This is a genomic window from Rhizobium sp. Leaf453, assembly GCF_001425605.1.
Classification (GTDB): Bacteria; Pseudomonadota; Alphaproteobacteria; order Rhizobiales; family Rhizobiaceae; genus Pararhizobium.
This window is the reverse complement of record NZ_LMRG01000023.1, coordinates 254,626-272,893: the sequence shown is the minus strand read 5'-3', so window position 1 is coordinate 272,893 and position 18,268 is coordinate 254,626. Positions and strand designations below refer to the sequence as shown.

General features: G+C 61.0%; 13 protein-coding genes. 3 read left to right on the top strand and 10 right to left on the bottom strand.

Annotation, left to right across the window (positions count from 1 at the left end; translation table 11 throughout):
• Positions 1–246: 246 nt before the first annotated feature.
• Positions 247–2,457 (top strand): EAL domain-containing protein, encoded by a 2,211-nt coding sequence (locus tag ASG68_RS19430; protein WP_082478168.1) that lies wholly within the window; start codon positions 247–249, stop codon positions 2,455–2,457.
• Between the two features lie 22 nt (positions 2,458–2,479).
• On the opposite strand, the gene ASG68_RS19425 is transcribed toward ASG68_RS19430, so the two are convergent.
• The 3 genes from ASG68_RS19425 to ligA form a co-directional block, all read right to left on the bottom strand.
• On the bottom strand, positions 2,480–3,481 hold the full coding sequence (locus ASG68_RS19425) for an inorganic phosphate transporter (RefSeq protein ID WP_062580053.1): 1,002 nt from the start codon (positions 3,479–3,481) through the stop codon (positions 2,480–2,482).
• Complete coding sequence (locus ASG68_RS19420) at positions 3,481–4,125, bottom strand: DUF47 domain-containing protein (RefSeq protein WP_062580051.1); 645 nt, start codon at positions 4,123–4,125, stop codon at positions 3,481–3,483. Before ASG68_RS19420 ends, ASG68_RS19425 begins: the two co-directional genes overlap by 1 nt.
• 108 nt (positions 4,126–4,233) lie before the next feature.
• Positions 4,234–6,393 carry an NAD-dependent DNA ligase LigA gene (gene ligA / locus ASG68_RS19415; protein ID WP_062580049.1) on the bottom strand — a complete coding sequence of 720 codons (2,160 nt, stop codon included), beginning with the start codon at positions 6,391–6,393 and terminating at the stop codon, positions 4,234–4,236.
• 155 nt (positions 6,394–6,548) lie between these two features.
• Here ligA and ASG68_RS19410 point away from each other — a divergent pair, with 155 nt between their 5' ends.
• A complete protein-coding gene (locus ASG68_RS19410) occupies positions 6,549–7,295 on the top strand; it encodes a hypothetical protein (RefSeq protein ID WP_062580047.1) in 747 nt (248 codons plus the stop codon).
• A 9-nt stretch (positions 7,296–7,304) separates the two neighbouring features.
• Here ASG68_RS19410 and recN read toward each other — a convergent pair whose 3' ends face one another.
• From recN to ASG68_RS19375, 7 genes are all read right to left on the bottom strand, one after another.
• Positions 7,305–8,978 (bottom strand): DNA repair protein RecN, encoded by a 1,674-nt coding sequence (gene recN / locus ASG68_RS19405; protein ID WP_062580045.1) that lies wholly within the window; start codon positions 8,976–8,978, stop codon positions 7,305–7,307.
• A gap of 29 nt (positions 8,979–9,007) precedes the next feature.
• A complete protein-coding gene (locus ASG68_RS19400) occupies positions 9,008–9,841 on the bottom strand; it encodes an outer membrane protein assembly factor BamD (protein WP_162243566.1) in 834 nt (277 codons plus the stop codon).
• Between the two features lie 219 nt (positions 9,842–10,060).
• Positions 10,061–11,005, bottom strand: a complete 945-nt coding sequence (lpxC, locus tag ASG68_RS19395; RefSeq protein WP_062580040.1) for a UDP-3-O-acyl-N-acetylglucosamine deacetylase — start codon at positions 11,003–11,005, stop codon at positions 10,061–10,063.
• Positions 11,006–11,345: 340 nt separating this feature from the next.
• Positions 11,346–13,169, bottom strand: coding sequence for a cell division protein FtsZ (gene ftsZ, locus ASG68_RS19390; protein ID WP_062580037.1), 1,824 nt, complete (start codon positions 13,167–13,169; stop codon positions 11,346–11,348).
• Positions 13,170–13,276: 107 nt separating this feature from the next.
• Positions 13,277–14,608 carry a cell division protein FtsA gene (ftsA, locus tag ASG68_RS19385; RefSeq protein ID WP_062580036.1) on the bottom strand — a complete coding sequence of 444 codons (1,332 nt, stop codon included), beginning with the start codon at positions 14,606–14,608 and terminating at the stop codon, positions 13,277–13,279.
• On the bottom strand, positions 14,605–15,534 hold the full coding sequence (locus ASG68_RS19380) for a cell division protein FtsQ/DivIB (protein ID WP_062580033.1): 930 nt from the start codon (positions 15,532–15,534) through the stop codon (positions 14,605–14,607). The genes ftsA and ASG68_RS19380 overlap by 4 nt, the downstream gene beginning before the upstream one ends.
• Positions 15,522–16,448 carry a D-alanine--D-alanine ligase gene (locus ASG68_RS19375; RefSeq protein WP_062610047.1) on the bottom strand — a complete coding sequence of 309 codons (927 nt, stop codon included), beginning with the start codon at positions 16,446–16,448 and terminating at the stop codon, positions 15,522–15,524. The genes ASG68_RS19380 and ASG68_RS19375 overlap by 13 nt, the downstream gene beginning before the upstream one ends.
• 501 nt (positions 16,449–16,949) lie before the next feature.
• Here ASG68_RS19375 and ASG68_RS19370 point away from each other — a divergent pair.
• Positions 16,950–18,254 (top strand): MFS transporter, encoded by a 1,305-nt coding sequence (locus ASG68_RS19370; protein ID WP_062580029.1) that lies wholly within the window; start codon positions 16,950–16,952, stop codon positions 18,252–18,254.
• Positions 18,255–18,268 lie beyond the last annotated feature (14 nt).

The window sequence follows — 18,268 nt, the reverse complement described above, 5'->3', positions numbered from 1 at the left end:
CGAACAAGGTTCGGGAATGGCAAGGGGGCGCCGGAACGCCGGGCAAGCTTTGCGCCACCGAGGCTCACGAGGCGGCTGCCAGCAGGCTCTCCCTCGGGGCGAAGGCCGCCACCACGGATCCCCAACTGTGTTTCGAACAGGAAAACATCTTATGGGTGCATTAAATTTCACCACAATTCATTGAGAGATTGATAACCGGCCATCCCTACTCTGTTGCCGATAATCGAACTCACTTGCGGGTCCGGGATGAACGCAGCCGACAAGCCGATCGAACTGCAAGAGCATGGCGACCTTGAGCGTTGTCGTCTCGACGCGCTGTCGCGTCTATGGATTTCCGGAACCGCGCCCGAACGTCGGTTCGATGTGATTGCCGAACTCGCAGCCAGCCTGTTTGAAGCACCCATGGCGTTCATCACGCTAATGGAGCGAGATCATCAGCATTTCAAAGCCGCCATTGGCCTCGATATCCGGGAAATCCCGCGCTCGATCTCATTCTGCGACCATGCGATCCGGCAAAATGACGTACTGGTCGTTACCGATGCCCGCGAGGATGCAAGATTTTCCGGCAATCCTTTGGTCACGGGCGTGCCTTTCGTCCGGTTCTATGCAGGCATGCCGATCACCACGGCAGATGGCTTTTCCATCGGCTCGCTGTGCATCATCGATACAAAACCACGGCACGAGTTCACAGATCGCGAAAAGGAAACGCTGAAGAACCTGGCTGCGCTTGTCCTGGAGCAAATGCGCCTTCGGCAGGAGGACATGATCCGCTCCACGGCCCTGAACTTCTCGGACGCCACGGAACTTGCGTTCTTCTCGATCAACGCCTCGGGAAGGATCGAGTTCGTCAATCGCGCCGCCCTTCAACTCTTCGGATACGAGAGGGACGAAATGATCGGGCACCCGATCGACATCATCATTCCTGACCGGATGAGAGGAGCGCATCATGCTGGTCTCAAGCGTGTGCTCGCAGGAGGCCAGACACGACTGATTGGCAAGACGGTGGAAGTCGTGGCCAGCAAGCGCGACGGGAGCGAAGTCCCGATCGAAATGTCGCTATCGCTTTGGACGGACGAGCGAGGGATCGGCATGGGGGCCATCATTCGCGATATTTCGGAGCGGCGCGAACGCGATGCCCGTCTGCTGCGGATGGCAAACCACGACACCTTGACCGGCCTCGTCAACCGCCATCATTTCGAGGACTTGTTGCGAGATTCACTGTCCGGAAATTCGGGGACGGCGGTTGCGCTGCTCGATCTCGATGGGTTCAAGGATGTCAATGACAGCCTTGGCCATGCGGCCGGCGATAATCTGCTGCAAGCGATCGCAATCCGGCTGCCATCGGTCTTGCCGGTGGATTCCACAGTTGCACGGTTCGGCAGCGACGAGTTCGCCATCTTGCTGCCAGGCAACATCGGAAGTACCGAGGCCGAATTGATCATCCGCGCCGTCCTCGAGGCCTTCGAACTGCTCTTCGAGGTCGCCGGCAACGTCTTCCGGCTTCAGGCGAGCATCGGATTTGCGCTTGCCCCGCATCATGGAAAGGACGCCGACGAACTTCTCGCCAGCGCGGATTTCGCCCTCTACAAGGCCAAGCAGGTTGGCGGGGGGACGATGCTGATGTTCGATCCCGAGATGCGCAATCTGTCCATAACCCGCCGCGCCATTCAGGACGAATTGCGCCGTGCCCTGCGGGACGAGGAACTCGTGCTGCATTATCAGCCACAGGTTTCACTGTCCGATGGTCATGTTTCCGGCATGGAAGCTCTGATCCGCTGGCAGCATCCCGAGCGGGGCCTGCTGTTTCCGGGCGTATTTCTTTCCGCGCTAGAATCCAGCGCTCTGGCTCTTCCGATCGGCTGGTGGGTTCTCGACGAGGCATGCCGCCAAGCGGCTAGATGGAAGGCGACAGGCATTCCATCCGCCAAGGTCAGCGTCAATCTCTTCGCGGCCCAGTATCGTTCCACCACGCTTGTCCAGCATGTCATGGACACACTAGCCGCACATGGGCTCGATCCCTCCGAGCTCTGTCTTGAGGTGACCGAAACAATCGCCCTGCTCAACGACGACAATGCACAGGTGGCTGTGCGGACACTGCGGGATCTGGGCGTCGGCATTGCATTCGACGATTTCGGTACTGGCTATGCATCCCTGAGTTCGCTGCAACGCTTTCCCCTGACAACACTGAAGATCGATCGACGGTTCGTCAGCGATATCCAGACCAATCCGCATGATGCCGCGATCACACGGGCGATGCTGACGATGGGTAACGACCTTGGGCTGGAGACAATTGCCGAGGGTATCGAAACCGAGGAACAGGAACTGGCGCTGCGCGCGCTCGGCTGTAAAACAGGCCAGGGCTACCGTTTCGGCAAGGGACTGCCACCCGAACAGGCGACAGCATTTCTTCAATCCGCAGCCGAATCCCGCCGCGCCAGGCGCGCCTTCGGGCTATAACGGAACCGATCGTCGCGAGCGATCAGAATGCGCTCGCGATAAAATAGAACAGAACGGAGATCAGGGCCGCCGCAGGCAGCGTGACAAACCACGCGATCACGATATTGCCTGCCAATCCCCAGCGAACTGCCGACAGGCGGCGAGCCGCGCCGACCCCGATGATCGCACCAGTAATCGTGTGCGTAGTCGAGACAGGAATCCCCAGCCAAGTCGCACCGAACAGTGTAATCGCGCCACCAGTCTCGGCGCAGAACCCCTGCATCGGATTGAGCCGGGTGATCTTCGAACCCATCGTGTGAACGATGCGCCAGCCGCCGAACAACGTTCCGAGTGCCATGGCCGACTGGCAGGTGATCACCACCCAGAACGGAACGTAGAATGTGCCGCCCAGATAGCCCTGCGAAAACAGCAATACGGCGATGATGCCCATGGTTTTTTGCGCGTCATTGCCGCCATGGCCCAGCGAATAGAGCGATGCCGAAATGAACTGAAGTCCACGGAAGCTGCGATCGACCGCGAACGGTGTCTGGCGAACGCAGACCCAGGACACGATCAGCACCAGCAGAAGCGCCAGCATGAAGCCGATCATCGGTGACATGAAGATCGCGCCGACGGTCTTCAACAGGCCGCTCAGCACGATGGCGTCGCCGCCGGTGCGCGCGAGGCCCGCGCCGACGAGGCCACCCACCAGCGCATGCGACGAACTGGAGGGAATACCGAAAATCCAGGTGACGATGTTCCAGATGATGGCGCCCATCAGCGCCGCGAAGATCACCTGCGGCGTCACGATCGCCGGATCGATGATGCCCTTGCCGATCGTCTCGGCCACATGCAGGCCGAAGAACATGAAGGCGATGAAGTTGAAGAATGCGGCCCACATGACCGCATATTGCGGCCGCAGCACGCGCGTCGAGACGATCGTCGCGATCGAGTTGGCGGCGTCGTGCAGACCGTTCAGGAAATCGAAGAACAGCGCCACACCGATCAGGCACAGCAGCAGCGGAAAGGCGAGCGTCGGCTCCATCAGACGTTCTCGATCACGATGCCACTGATTTCATTGGCGACGTCCTCGAAGCGGTCGACGACCTTTTCGAGTTCACCATAGATCTCGCTGCCGATGATGTAGGCCATCGGATTGGACGCGCCGTGACGGCGGAACAGGTCCTTCAGGCCCTCGTCATGCAATTCGTCCGAGCGGCCTTCGACGCGGGTCACCTCTTCGGCGATCGCGCTGAGGCGCGGTGCGTTTGTGCCGATCTTATCCAGCAGCGGAATGGCCTCGGCGACGAGCCGGGCAGCGTCCACGACCAGAATGCCCATTTCGCGCATGCCGGGATCGAAGCTCGTCTGCTCGAACAGGCGGATGGTCTTGACGGTCTTGTGCATCATGTCGATGGCGTCGTCCATCGACTGGATCAGGTCCTTGATGTCGCCACGGTCGAACGGCGTGATGAAGCTGCGGCGGACCGCCAGCATGACATCGCGAGTGATATTGTCCGCCTGGTCTTCCAGTTCGATGATACGTCTGCAGTTGGCCTCATGATCGCCCTCGCCTGCGAGCAGCGCCTTCAGCGCATCGGCGGCGCCGACGACCGTGCGCGAATGCGCCTCGAAAAGTTCGAAGAACTTGTCCTCGCGCGGCATCAGCTTGCGGAACCAACCCAGCATTGTTCACCCTATCCGTTTTCGCCATTGTCACGAAACTGTCATAAATCTGGCAGTGCTCATAAACAAGACGAATGGCAAAGGGAAGCTTTGCAGGCGATTGAAGTGCGTTTACCCACCGATCAAGGTAAACCAGCCGTCTTCATCCGTGGTTTCAACGCCGAGTTCACGGGCTTTTTCAAGCTTCGAACCGGCGCCGGGACCGGCCACCAGAAGATCGGTCTTCTTCGACACCGAGCCCGCAACTTTTGCACCAAGCCGTTCGGCCATGGCCTTTGCCTCATCACGGGTCATCTTTTCCAGCGAACCTGTGAAGACGACGGTCTTGCCGGCCACGGGGCTGGAGCTTGCAACCGGCGCTTCCGCGTCCTGTGGCGCCACCTCATCGAGCAGACGGGAGACGACGTCGATGTTGCGCGGCTCCTTGTAGAATTCGACGATCGCACGGGCGACCACTTCACCGATGCCATCGATCGTATTCAGGTCGCTCCAGGCATCCGAGCCCGGTTCGGCTGCCGCTTTCATCGCCTCGGCAAAGGCGGCATAGCTGCCATAGGAGCGCGCCAGAAGTTTAGCCGTCGTTTCGCCGACATGACGGATGCCGAGCGCATAGATCAGCCGGTGCAGCGCGATTGCACGGCGGTCGTTGATGGCGTCGTAGAGCTTGCGCACGCTGACCTTACCGAACCCGTCGATATTTTCGAGCTTGGTGAGGGCCGAGGCCGCCTGCCGCTTTTCAAGCGTAAAGATATCGGCGGCTGTCCTGATCGACAGGGTCGGATCCTCCGCCTCGAAGAAGAAGTCGATCTGCTTTGACCCCAGACCTTCGATATCAAAGGCATTGCGCGAAACGAAGTGCTTCAGGTGCTCGACAGCCTGCGCCCGGCAAACGAAACCGCCGGTGCAGCGGGTGACAGAGTCGAGCTTGCCGGTCTTTTCGTTGCGCTCGCGCACCGCATGGCTGCCGCAGACAGGGCAGGTTTTCGGGAACTCATAACGAACAGCCTCTGCCGGGCGCTTTTCCATGACGACATCGATTACCTGCGGGATGACATCCCCTGCCCGCTGAACGATGACCGTGTCGCCGATGCGGATGTCATGCTCCTCCGCCCGGATGCGCTCGCCGCCATTGCCGAGACCTTCGATATAGTCGGCATTGTGCAGCGTCGCATTGGTGACAACCACGCCACCGACGGTAACCGGCGTCAACCGGGCAACCGGTGTCAGCGCACCAGTGCGGCCAACCTGGATGTCGATATTCTCGACGGTGGTGAACGCCTGCTCGGCCGGGAACTTATGCGCCGTCGCCCAGCGCGGCGAACGGGAGCGGAAACCGAGGCGCTGCTGCAGGTCCAGCCGGTCCACCTTGTAGACGACGCCGTCGATATCGTAGTCGAGCTCCGGACGCTTCAGGCCGATCTCGTTGTAATGCGAAAGAATGGCCTCGATCGACGACAGCCGCTGCATCAGCGGATTGACCGGGAAACCCCAGCGCTCGAAAACCTGGACCATGCCGAACTGCGTATCAGCCGGCATGTCGGAAATCTCGCCCCACGCATAGGCGAAGAATTTCAGCTTGCGGCTGGCGGTGATCGTCGGATCGAGCTGGCGGAGCGACCCGGCGGCCGTGTTGCGCGGATTGACATAGGTCTGCTTGCCCTCGGCCAGCATCTGCTCGTTCAGCGCCAGGAAATCGCTCTTGGCCATATAGACCTCGCCGCGCACCTCGACCACGGCAGGCACGCCGGCGGGCAGCGTCTGCGGAATTTCCCGGATGGTGCGGATATTGGCCGTGACGTTCTCGCCCGTCGTGCCGTCACCGCGGGTGGCGGCGCTGACGAGCCGGCCGTTTTCATAACGCAGCGACATCGACAGGCCGTCGATCTTTGGCTCGGCGGTAAAGGCGATTGAATTGTCGGGGAGTTGTCCCAGGAAGCGGTAGACGCTGGAAATGAAGTCGCTGACATCCTCGTCGGAAAAGACGTTGTCGAGCGACAGCATGGGGCGGGCATGGGTGATCTGCTGGAAGATGCCGGAGGGAGCCGCACCGACCTTGCGCGACGGGCTGTCGGCGCGGATGAGCTCCGGGAAGCGGACCTCGATCTCCTCGTTGCGCCGCTTCAGCGCATCATAATCGGCATCGGATATCTCCGGCGCGTCCTTGCCGTGATAGAGAGCGTCGTGATGCGCCAGTTCCTTGGCCAGCCGCTCCAGCTCGATGGCCGCATCTTCAAGCGTCAGGTTTTCAACGGCAACGGACAAGGTCGACATGCGGCAGACTCCATGTTTCGGCTCCGTTTTAGAGAAAATCCGACGAATGAAAAGCGGGTTGAAGAAAGCTCCTCTTAATTCCTTGCCGCTAAAATGCGCGCCAAGAGAATTGACGTCGAGGACCGGATGAACCGGCCCGATGGAGAGGAGCGGGTATGATACCCTCAACGACTTCCTATTCCCCTGACCCGCGTCCGACCGCGCAGAGGGCTACGCCGGACGGCTCGGCCTCGGCGAGCGCCGGTTCTATTTCCACCTCGATCCCCGATGATGCCGCTGCCGCAAAACAACAAAGTGCCTCGGATGCGCTGAACGCACTGCGCGACATCGCCGATAGCGGTCCGAGGGAACGCAAGGCGCAGGCGGAAGAAAAGCTGAAGCGGCTGAAGGAGGAAATGACCCAGCTGATGCGATGGGGCTTCGCGTCCGGCCCCATGGCCCAGCGCTCCCTGCAACTGGCGAAGGAACTCGGTGCCGCCGCGACCCAATTCACCGATGCCATCTCCAAGCAGGCCGGCATGGCATCCAGCTCGGCGGAGGCGCAGGCCTCCAGCACGCCTGTGGACAGCAGCACAGCTGCAGATACGGCCACCAACGAAGTGCAATCTGCCCTGCCCCAAGCCTATCGCGACATCATGAGCGACGCGCCATCCGGAAAGTCCCTGTCGGTACAGGATCAGGAAACGCTTGCGGATTTTCGCGGCGCGACACAGCAACTGACCTTCATGCTGGAAGATTCCGCCCGCAAGCTGCAGAAGGACGGCCATTCGACCGCCTTCATCGATCCCGGAAAACGGGTCTTGGCGGGAATCGATGCCCGCATGGCCGGCATGGAGGGCAAGGTCGCCATCCTCGGCCTGCCGGGCGGCGCAGACACCGCGCCGGTCAGCCTTATTCTCTAGGGCATTCGCTCAGCCGCCGCCTGCCAGAAGGCGCGCCGCAGCCGCCCTCGCCTCGTCCGTTACCGATGCGCCCGCCAGCATGCGGGCGATTTCCTCGGTGCGGGCCTTGTCGTCCATGCGGGCGACGCGGGTGGCGATGGTCTCGGATTTTTCTGCGGTTGGTCCCTTGGAAATCAGGAGATGGGTCGCCGCGCGCGCCGCCACCTGCGGTGCATGGGTGACGGAGAGAACCTGAACCGTCTTCGACAGCCGCTTCAGCCGCTGACCGATGGCATCCGCCACGGCGCCGCCCACGCCCGTATCGATTTCGTCGAAAACCAGGGTCGGTGCCGAACCGCGATCCGCAAGCGCCACCTTCAGCGCCAGCAGGAACCGCGAGAGTTCGCCACCCGAAGCGACCTTCATGATTGGACCTGGCCGCGTGCCGGGGTTTGTCTGGACGTGAAATTCGACGATATCGATGCCCTCGGCCGTGCCTGCCTCCGGATCGGAGGTCATCTCGACCATGAAGCGCGCACGCTCCAGTTTCAGCGCCGGCAGTTCCGCCATGACCGCATCCGACAGAGCCGTCGCGGTGTTGTGGCGCTTGGCCGACAAGGCGGTGGCTGCTGCATCGAAGGTCGCCTTGGTCAGTCCCAGCTGACCTTCGAGCTGCTTCAGCTTTTCCTCGCCCGCATCGAGATCGGCAAGGTCGGAGATCATCTTGACGGCAAGCGCTGGCAGGCCGGTGACAGGAACCGAATATTTGCGGGCGGCGGCACGCAGGGCGAAGAGACGCTCCTCGACACGCTCCAGCTCCTTCGGATCGTATTCCGTCTTGCGCAAGGCCCTCTCGACAGCCATCTGGGCATCGGAGAGATGATTGAGCGCGGTATCGAGAAACTCGACCGTTTCCTCCAGCAGGCCCGGCGCCTCATGGCTCTTGCGCTCCAGCCGGCGTACCAGCGATGCGATCAGCGGAACCGGCGAGGCATTGCCATTCAGGAACTCGCTCGCTTCGTTGATATCGACGGCGATGCGCTCGGCCTTCATCATCCGCGACCGGCGTTCGGCGAGATCATCTTCTTCGCCGTCTTGCGGAGACAGGCCTTCCAGTTCCTCGACGGAAGAGCGCAGGTAATCGGCCTCGCGGGCGGCGGCCTCGACCTTGTCGCGGTGCTTTTTCAGCGTCCGCTCCGCATCCTTCCAGACGCGATAGAGACCGGCAACGTTCTGCGCTTCCTCGGCAAGGCCGCCAAAGGCATCCAGCAGCGTACGGTGGGCATGGGTGTCGACGAGCGCGCGGTCGTCGTGCTGGCCGTGGATCTCGACCAGCAACTGACCGGCCTGACGCATCAACTGGACGGAAACCGGCTGGTCGTTGACATAGGCCTTGGTACGGCCGTCTGCGGACTGGACGCGTCGAAAGATCAGGTCACCATCATCATCAACGCCGTTTTCGCGGATGAGCAGTCGAGCCGGATGGCCCATGCCGACGTCGAACACAGCCGTCACCTGCCCCTTGTCGCCGCCATGACGCACGAGGGAACCGTCGCCTCGACCACCAAGGGCGAGCGACAGGCTGTCGAGCAGAATGGACTTTCCAGCACCCGTTTCGCCCGTCAGCACGGAGAGACCCGCATCGAAGGACAGATCAAGCCGTTCGATCAGGACGATATCGCGGATCGAAATCTGTGAGAGCATCCCGTTTCAAATCTCTTCGTCGCGGACCGTCAGGCGCCCAGAAGCTGCTTGCCTGCACGCGAAATCCATGAATTTCCGTTTTCGCGCGGCTCAAGCCCGCCAGTCTGCAGGAGCTTGTAGGCATCCGCGTACCATTGGCTGTCGGGGTAATTGTGGCCAAGAACGGCGGCGGCCGTCTGCGCTTCGCCGGTGATACCCATGGCGAAATAGGTTTCGACCAGACGCGACAGCGCCTCCTCGACCTGGTTCGTGTTCGGATACTTCTCGACCACGGAGCGGAAGCGTGTGATGGCGGCCAGATATTCCTTGCGCTCGAGATAGTAGCGCCCGACCTGCATCTCCTTGCCGGCAAGCTGGTCCTTGGCGTAGCGAATCTTCGCCTGCGCATCCTCGACATATTCCGAATCCGGATAGTTCGTGATGACAGCCTGCATCGCCTCAATGGTCTTGAAGGCAGGCTTCTGGTCCTGTGTCACGGCCGGGATCTGTTTGGAATAGGCAAGCCCCACGATGTACTGTGCATAGGCAGCATCTTCGGACTCCGGGTAGAGGTTCAGGTAGCGGCTGGCGCCGTTAATGGCGTCCTGATACTGGCCGTTGCGGTAATTGATGAAGGACCGCATGACCAGCGCTTTGCGCGCATATTCCGAGAATGGATGCTGCTTGTCGATTGCGTCGAACTTGCGCGCCGCTTCTGTCGTCTTGCCGGCATTGAGGTTGGCAAGACCCTGATTGTACAAGACTTCGGGCGGATCGGTTTCGGCGGCCAGCTTGGTGATGTCGATGTCGGGGTCGTTCTGGCAGGCAGTCACCAGCACACTGGTTGCGGATGCCGCAAGCGCGATGACGGCAATCCGTGCCATCTTCTTCAATTCAAACTGGCCTGCAAATACCATTCGTAAATCCCAACTCGTGCGGCAGTAAGAATACCGCCGCCTATGAACCGCGTTTTAGATCAAGATGCAACAAGACCGCAACGTCATGATGATTGATTAACGCAATTTTGTGGCAGCCTGATCATGAAAAAGCCGGTCAAAAGACCGGCTTCTGGCAAGTTTGGACCCGATTTCGCGCAGAGTGCGTCACGGAGCGTTGACAGCGACGACCTCGCGCGGAGCCGAACGCTGACGCTGCGGCGTGGTCTCGACGATCTCGTAAGCCGTCGGATCGCTCATCAGAGCCTTCAAGGCATTGGCGTTCATCTTGTGGCCGCCGCGATACGAACGGTAGCAACCGAGGAACGGCATGCCAGCCAGAGCGAGGTCGCCGACGGCGTCGAGCGTCTTGTGACGCACGAACTCGTCCTTGGCGTAACGCAGGCCTTCGACATTGATGACCGTGTTGTCGTCCGAGATGACAACGGAATTTTCAAGCGAGGAGCCGAGACCACGGCCGGCGGCCCACATCTTCTCGACATCACGCATGAAGCCGAAGGTGCGCGCACGCGACAGTTCGTTCTTGAACGTCGACGGCGTCATGTCGCCCTTCCAAGCCTGACGGCCGATCAGCGGGCAATCGAAATCAATCTCGACCTCGAAGCGCATGCCGCCTTCGTAAGGTAGGAATTCCGACCAGGAAGCGCCCGATTCGATACGAACCGGCTTCAGGATACGGATGTAACGGCGCTTCGTTGCCAGGGCACGGATGCCGACCTGCTCGAGCGCCTCGACGAACGGAGCGGAACTGCCGTCCATGATCGGCATCTCGGCGCCGTGAACCTCGATCAGCAGATTGTCGAGGCCAAGCGCATAGATCGCGGCCATGACATGTTCGATCGTGGCGATGAAGGTGGCCGGCGTGAAGCCGAGGATGGTGCAAAGATCGGTATTGCCGACCTGCGAAGAAACCGCCTTGTATTCTGCAACGACAGTATCGCCGTTCATGCGCTGGAAGACGATGCCGCTATCGGATTCCGCCGGATGGAACGTGATCGCTACCTCTGCGCCCGAATGAACGCCCGTGCCGGACAGAGTGACAGAACCCGCAATCGTCGTCTGAAACCCAAGCTGTCCAATTCCAAGTCCCATGCTTCTCGCCTTCAAAATTCACCGTGGCGTTGCCGCCGAATTGTCTTAAGGGACAGAGCCGAGCATCGTTAAAAACGCCGCAGACCACACGTTCGGAAAGCGGCGCCGCGCGCCACCTGCCGGTCCAACATGCAAGCTAGCGATGTATCGAATCGCAATGCTGCCCCATCAGTCCCATCGTGAAGATAGTTGCAGCGGGACGTCATTCCAAATCACTGTTTCTTTCGCTTTGTTACGCTTTTGCGAAGGGCTCATTAGCATCTGAAAACAAAGCATAATTCATAAAAAATGCCCGGGCGCAAACCCGGGCATTTCGGCAAGGTGGAAGGCGGGTGTCAGATCAGTTCGACTGACGGCGCAGGAACGCCGGAATTTCGAGCTGATCGTCTTCATGAGCACGCGGCTGCGAGGCGACGCGGGCACGGTCTTCGAGCGGAGCAGCGCGACGCGGAGCGTAGACGCTGGCTTCCGGCGACAGCGGACGACGCTGCTGCGAGGCTGCGGCCGGAGCACCGGCCGTCATGTCGGCAGCCACATCGTGGGCTTCTTCTTCGCGGCGGCCGAGCGAATTGGTGATTCGCTTGAGTAGACCCATCGGGCCGCGTTCTTCCTGGGCGACCGGCTGAGCGCGATGCTCGGCTTCGGCCTTTACCATCGGCGGAAAGTCTTCGACCTTCGGCATGCGAACCGGTTCGGCCTGCTGGCGGATCACCGGAGCGATCGGCTCCTGGCGAACCTGGGCAACCGGAGCCGGAGCAACCGGCTGCGGCTGATAGGCCGGCATTTCGACGGCACGCTGGACCGGGGCGGCAGCCTGCATCACAGGCTGTTCGACCGGAGCGGCGCCAAACAGCTTGCTCTGCGGACGGAAGTCGTCCTGAACCTGCTGGATCGGAGCCTGCTGCACCGGAGCGGTGGCACCGCCACGCGGCATGGAGAGGAACAGTTCACGTTCCAGTTCGGCTGCACGGATGGCTTCAGCGATCGAATCGGCAGTCTGCTGCTGCTGAACCGGCTGGGCGATCGGCTGCTGCTGAACGACCGGCTGCTGGGCAACAGGCTGTTGAGCGATCGGGGCCGGCTGCTGGATGGCAACAGGCTGCTGAACCGAGGCGGCCGGGATGGCGATGGACGGACGAACGATCGGCTTTGCTGCTACCGGACGAAAGTCAGCAGAACGACCGGCCACCTCCGCGGCCGTACGATCGATACCCGTTGCCACGACCGATACGCGGATGAGGCCTTCGAGTTCTTCGTCGAACGTTGCGCCGAGAATGATGTTTGCGTCCGGATCCACTTCCTCGCGGATGCGGGTTGCGGCTTCGTCGACTTCGAACAGGGTGAGGTCACGACCGCCGGTGATGGAGATCAAGAGGCCCTGGGCGCCCTTCATCGAGGTTTCGTCGAGCAGCGGGTTGGCGATCGCGGCTTCGGCGGCGGCCATTGCACGGCCTTCGCCCGAAGCTTCACCGGTACCCATCATGGCGCGGCCCATTTCGCGCATCACGGAGCGAACGTCCGCGAAGTCGAGGTTGATCAGGCCTTCCTTGACCATCAGGTCGGTGATGCAGGCAACGCCGGAATAGAGAACCTGGTCAGCCATCGCGAAAGCATCGGCGAAGGTGGTCTTGTCATTGGCGATCCGGAACAGGTTCTGGTTCGGGATGACAATCAGGGTGTCGACCGACTTCTGCAGTTCCTGGATACCCTGGTCGGCGAGGCGCATGCGGCGCTGGCCTTCGAAGTGGAACGGCTTGGTCACGACGCCGACCGTCAGGATGCCCTTGTTGCGGGCGGCCTGGGCGACGACCGGAGCAGCGCCGGTGCCGGTGCCACCACCCATGCCGGCGGTGACGAAGCACATGTGAGTGCCGTTCAGGTGATCGATGATCTCATCGATGCATTCTTCGGCAGCCGCGCGGCCGACTTCAGGCTGCGAGCCGGCGCCGAGGCCCTCGGTAACGGCAACACCCATCTGGATGATGCGTTCGGCCTTCGTCATGGTCAGCGCCTGAGCGTCGGTGTTGGCGACGACGAAATCGACGCCTTCGAGGCCTGCGGTGATCATGTTGTTGACAGCGTTGCCGCCGCCGCCGCCGACACCGAATACGGTGATGCGGGGCTTCAGCTCGGTGATATCCGGCTTTTGCAAGTTGATCGTCATGTTACCCGTTCCTTCCTGGTTTCTGGCCGCCTTGCCGAGCCGGCCAAATCTCTAAAACTCTTCACGCTTCCGTCGGCTGAAATCAGTTTCCTGTCCTGATTCCGGCCTCAAAAACTTTCCTTCAGCCATTGGCCCATGCGGGCGATCCGGCTGTTGTTTCCTGCCAGCGACGAGAGCAGGCCGCTCTGCGTCGCGTGGGTTTCCATGTCCGCGACCTGCGGATAGATCATCAGGCCGACGGCCGTCGAAAAGGCTGGACCCTTGGCCGCTGCCGGCAGCCCTGACACGCCGAGCGGGCGACCGATGCGGACGTTGCGGGCCAGAATACGGCGCGCCGATTCCGGCAGGCCGGTGAGCTGGCTGGCGCCGCCCGTCAGCACGACACGCTTGCCGACGATCGGCGAAAAGCCCGAGCGCTGGATACGGTCGCGAATGAGTTCGAGGGTTTCCTCGATACGTGCCCGCACGATGCGCGAGACGAGCGCACGTGGCACATGGGTCGGCTGGTCGCGGTCGTCCTCGCCGATCGGCGGAACGGAGACGATATCGCGCTCATCGACGCTGTTGGGCAGCGCGGAGCCGTGAACGACCTTGAGGCGCTCGGCATCTTCGATGCGGGTCGACAGGCCGCGCGCAAGGTCCGTCGTGACATGATGGCCGCCGAGGCTGATCGCATCGGCATGAACCAGCTTGCCTTCGGCAAAGACCGAGATCGTCGTCGTGCCGCCGCCCATGTCGATGGCGGCGCAACCGAGTTCGACTTCGTCATCGACCAGCGCAGCCAAACCGCTGGCATAAGGCGTCGCGACAATGCCTTCGACCGACAGGTGAGCGCGGTTGATGCAAAGCTCGAGATTCTTCAGCGCAGCACGTTCGGCCGTCAGCACATGCATGTCGACACCCAGCGAATCGCCGAACATGGCCAGCGGATCGCGGATGCCGCGTTCGCCATCGAGCGAGAAGCCCGTCGGCAGCGAATGCAGGATGACGCGGTCCTGGCGCAGCGACTGCTGGCCGGCAGCCGCCAGAACCTTCTTCAGGTCGGCCGCGTCGACCTCCTGGCCACCGAGATCGATGGAGGCGGTGTAGATATCGCTCTGCAGGCGACCTGCGGAAATATTGACGATCAGGCTATCGATGGTGAGGCCAGCCATACGCTCGGCGGCATCCACCGCCAAACGGACAACGCTTTCGCAGGCATCGAGATCGGCGATGACCCCGTTCTTCATGCCACGCGACTTGTGATGACCAAGCCCAATAATTTCGATCGAATGGGTCCGGCCCGGCAGGATCTGGCTCTCCGCCTTCGGCGTCAGACGACCGATCATGCAGACGACCTTGGTGGAGCCGATATCCAGCACCGAAACGACATGAGACCGCTTCGACGAGAGCGGCTTCAAGCGCGGCAGACCAATATGCGAGGAACCGAAAATGCTCATGTCCGGCTCTCCTGCTCCAACTTCTTCAATTTCTTCGTCCGGGCTTCCAGGGCAACATCGCGGCGGGCGGCGGCTTCCTTGGTCAGCTGGATCGTGGTGCGATCCTCAAGCCGCAGATCGACGGCGGCGATATCGCGCTCCAGCAGCTGCTGCCCCTCTTCCATGGTCGAGAGAACCTGCATGGCGCGGTCGATATCGTGCTCGGGCAGCTTGATGGTGATGCCGTTGTCGAGCATCAGGTCCCAGCGGCGGCCGGCGACGCGAACATAGGCCTTCACGCGCTTGGAGATTTCGGGCCACTGCGAAAAGCCTGCGTAAAATTCCGCAGCCGATGTCTCGGCGTCACGGCCGACGAACAGCGGCAATTCGGAAAACTTGTTGTCGCGCAGCGGCGCGATGACGCTACCGCTTTCCTCGATCAGCGACAGATCGGAGCCGTGCTGCCAGATGCCGAAAGCCCTGCGCTCCTTCAGCGTCACCTCGATCGTGCCCGGATAGACCTTGCGCACGGCAACGTCCTGGACCCAGGGCATTTCGCTGATCAGCTTGCGGGCAACGTCGATATCGAGGGCCACGAGCGACGTCGTACCGTCGAGGCCGAGCTGCTGCAGGATGTCGATCTCGGAGGTCTGGTCGTTGCCGGAAACCTTAACGTCTTCGATCGCAAAGCCGACGGCCGATGTCGTCGCCTGCGCGACGTTCTGGCTGTGGCCACCGAGCGACATGCCGTAGAAGCCGGTTGCAGCCAGAAAGGCGGCAGCGGAAATGGTGCCGGTATGCGGCATGAAGTGGATGCGGCCGGTTCCAAGGCTGACCAGGAAACGCACGACGCGGCGAAGCGGCCGCGGCAGGACACGCTGACCGTCCAGGTCAGCTGCTTCCAGCGGCGCACGAAGCCTTGTCTTCCTGCCTCTCAACGCAAACACGACGCATCCTCCACAATCCAGCTAAGGAACTCACCAAAGGTATGGCCGGCATGAACGGCCATTTCGGGCACCAGAGAGGTTGGAGTCATTCCGGGCTGAGTGTTGATTTCCAGCCAGATGAGGTCTCCGTCTTCCGAGAAGCGGTCGTCGAAGCGGAAGTCGGAGCGGCTTACGCCGCGGCATCCAATCGCCTGATGCGCCGTGAGGGAGAGTGTTTGTATTTTTTGGTAAATATTCGGTAAAACTTCCGCCGGAATGACGTGTTTTGAACCGCCTTTTACATACTTGGAATCATAATCGTAGAAGGCGTGCCCTTGAGGGATCACTTCGGTCACCCCCAGCGCCCGACCACCCATCACACCACAGGTAAATTCACGGCCGGCGATGTAGCGCTCGACCATGACGCGGTCGCCGTAGCGCCATTCGCTGGAGGTTACGATCTGCGGTGGATGCGACTGATCTTCCTTGACCATAACCACGCCGAAGCTCGAGCCTTCGCGCACCGGCTTGACCACGTAAGGCGGCTTCAGCGGATGCTGCACACCGAAATCGTGGCGATCCATGACCCGCGCTTCGGCTGTCGGAATGCCGGCAGCAGCGGCAATGATCTTGGCCTGAGCCTTGTCCATGGCAAGCGCGGAGGCCAGCACACCCGAATGCGTATAGGGAATTTCAAGATATTCGAGGATACCCTGAATGGTTCCGTCCTCGCCGAAAGGACCGTGCAGGGCATTGAAGGCGACATCAGGACGCAGGTCGGCGAGTACGGACGCGATGTCGTGACTGACATCGACGCGGGTGACGCGATAGCCTTCAGCCTCCAGAGCATCGGCGCACGCAGTCCCGGACGACAGGCTCACCGGCCGCTCCGAAGAAAATCCGCCCATCAGGACAGCGACGTGCTTTCCACTCATAAAAACCCCCGACATTACGCCAGCCTTACTCATTCCTGCTTGCGCCTGGCTGGCTCGCCCACACGAGTCGCAGCCTTAGGCACAACGCCACTAGAGCGTCATTATGGTTAATGAACCGTTTACTTTGGTTAACCTCACCTTGGGTGAAGGTGAAATATTTCGCATCGAATTAATGCCATGCTTCGATTCATCGCTTGGAATCAGAGAGTTACTTTCAGGGCAAGCAAGAATCCGCATCGATCGGCACACGAAACCAGATGCAGTTCTGGGCAATCTGAAGCCCTGACGGTGCACCACCAGGAGAAGCGAATGTTAAGGGATCAGGCAGAATCAGAACCAGCGCCGATCCGCGAAGGGTGTGAAATTTTCGAGACGCGCGACCCCAGAAATCTTGCCGTTTATTGCGCTTGATGGTTTTCCTGACGGCCCATCTGCTTTACTAGCCGCCGGAGCTGCCTCCCAAGACGGCCATCAAACTTCCAAGATATGGATAAAATGACCATGAGCGACACAACATCCACGTTGTCGCCGACAGCAAAGCCATTGAACAAGGGCGCGCTCAATTCCCCTGCCCGCGTTCTTCTGGCAAGCCTCATCGGCACAACTATCGAATTCTTCGACTTCTACGTCTATGCCACTGCCGCCGTGCTGGTGTTTCCGACGTTGTTCTTCCCCAATTCCGATCCGACGACAGCGCTGCTCGCCTCTTTCGCGACGTTCTCGATCGCCTTCTTTGCACGCCCGCTCGGCGCCGTCGTGTTCGGCCACTTCGGCGACCGGATCGGCCGCAAGACCACGCTGGTGGCAGCATTGCTGACCATGGGCATTTCGACCGTCGTCATCGGCCTGCTGCCCTCCTACGACCAGATCGGCGTCATCGCGCCGCTGCTTCTGGCATTGTGCCGCTTCGGCCAGGGTTTCGGTCTCGGTGGCGAATGGGGTGGCGCGGTGCTGCTGGCAACCGAGAATGCGCCGGAAGGCAAGCGCAGCTGGTACGGCATGTTCCCGCAGCTCGGCGCACCCGTCGGCCTGTTTCTCTCCTCCGGCGCCTTCTGGCTGCTGCTTCACCTGATGACTCAGGAACAGCTGTTGAGCTGGGGCTGGCGCATTCCCTTCATCGCCTCGATCCTGCTGATCGCGGTCGGCCTCTGGGTTCGCCTGTCGATCACCGAGACACCGGCCTTCCAGAAGGCGATCGACAGCCACGAACGTGTCGAAGTGCCGGTGGCTGAGCTGTTCCGTAACCACAAGCGCAGCCTCGTGCTCGGCACCTTCGTGGCACTCGCCACCTTCGTGCTGTTCTACATCGGCTCGGCCTATCTCTTGTCCTACAACGTCAAGGTCCTGAAGATCCCCTTCCTCGACGCACTGGAAATCCAGATCCTCGGCTCGGTCCTGTTCGGCATCTTCATCCCGATCGTGGCCAAACTTGCCGAACGCTTCGGGCGCCGCGAGGTGCTGATCCTGACCACAATCCTGATCGGCATCTTCTCGTTCTTCCTGCCCGGCCTGATGACGTCGGGTGAGGCGAACATCGTCGTCTTTGTGGTGATTGCCATGGGCCTGATGGGCATGACCTACGGCCTGATCGGCACGGCGCTCGCCGCGCCCTTCCCGACGAGCGTGCGCTATACCGGCTCGTCCATCACCTTCAACTTCGCCGGCATCTTCGGTGCCTCGCTGGCGCCCTATATCGCCACCTATCTGCAGGCGAACTACGGCATGACCTATGTCGGCTACTACCTGGGTGTCGCGGCTCTCGTGACGCTCGGCTGCATCCTACTCTCGGGCAAGGACGAAGTCTGAGGTAATATAGCTGA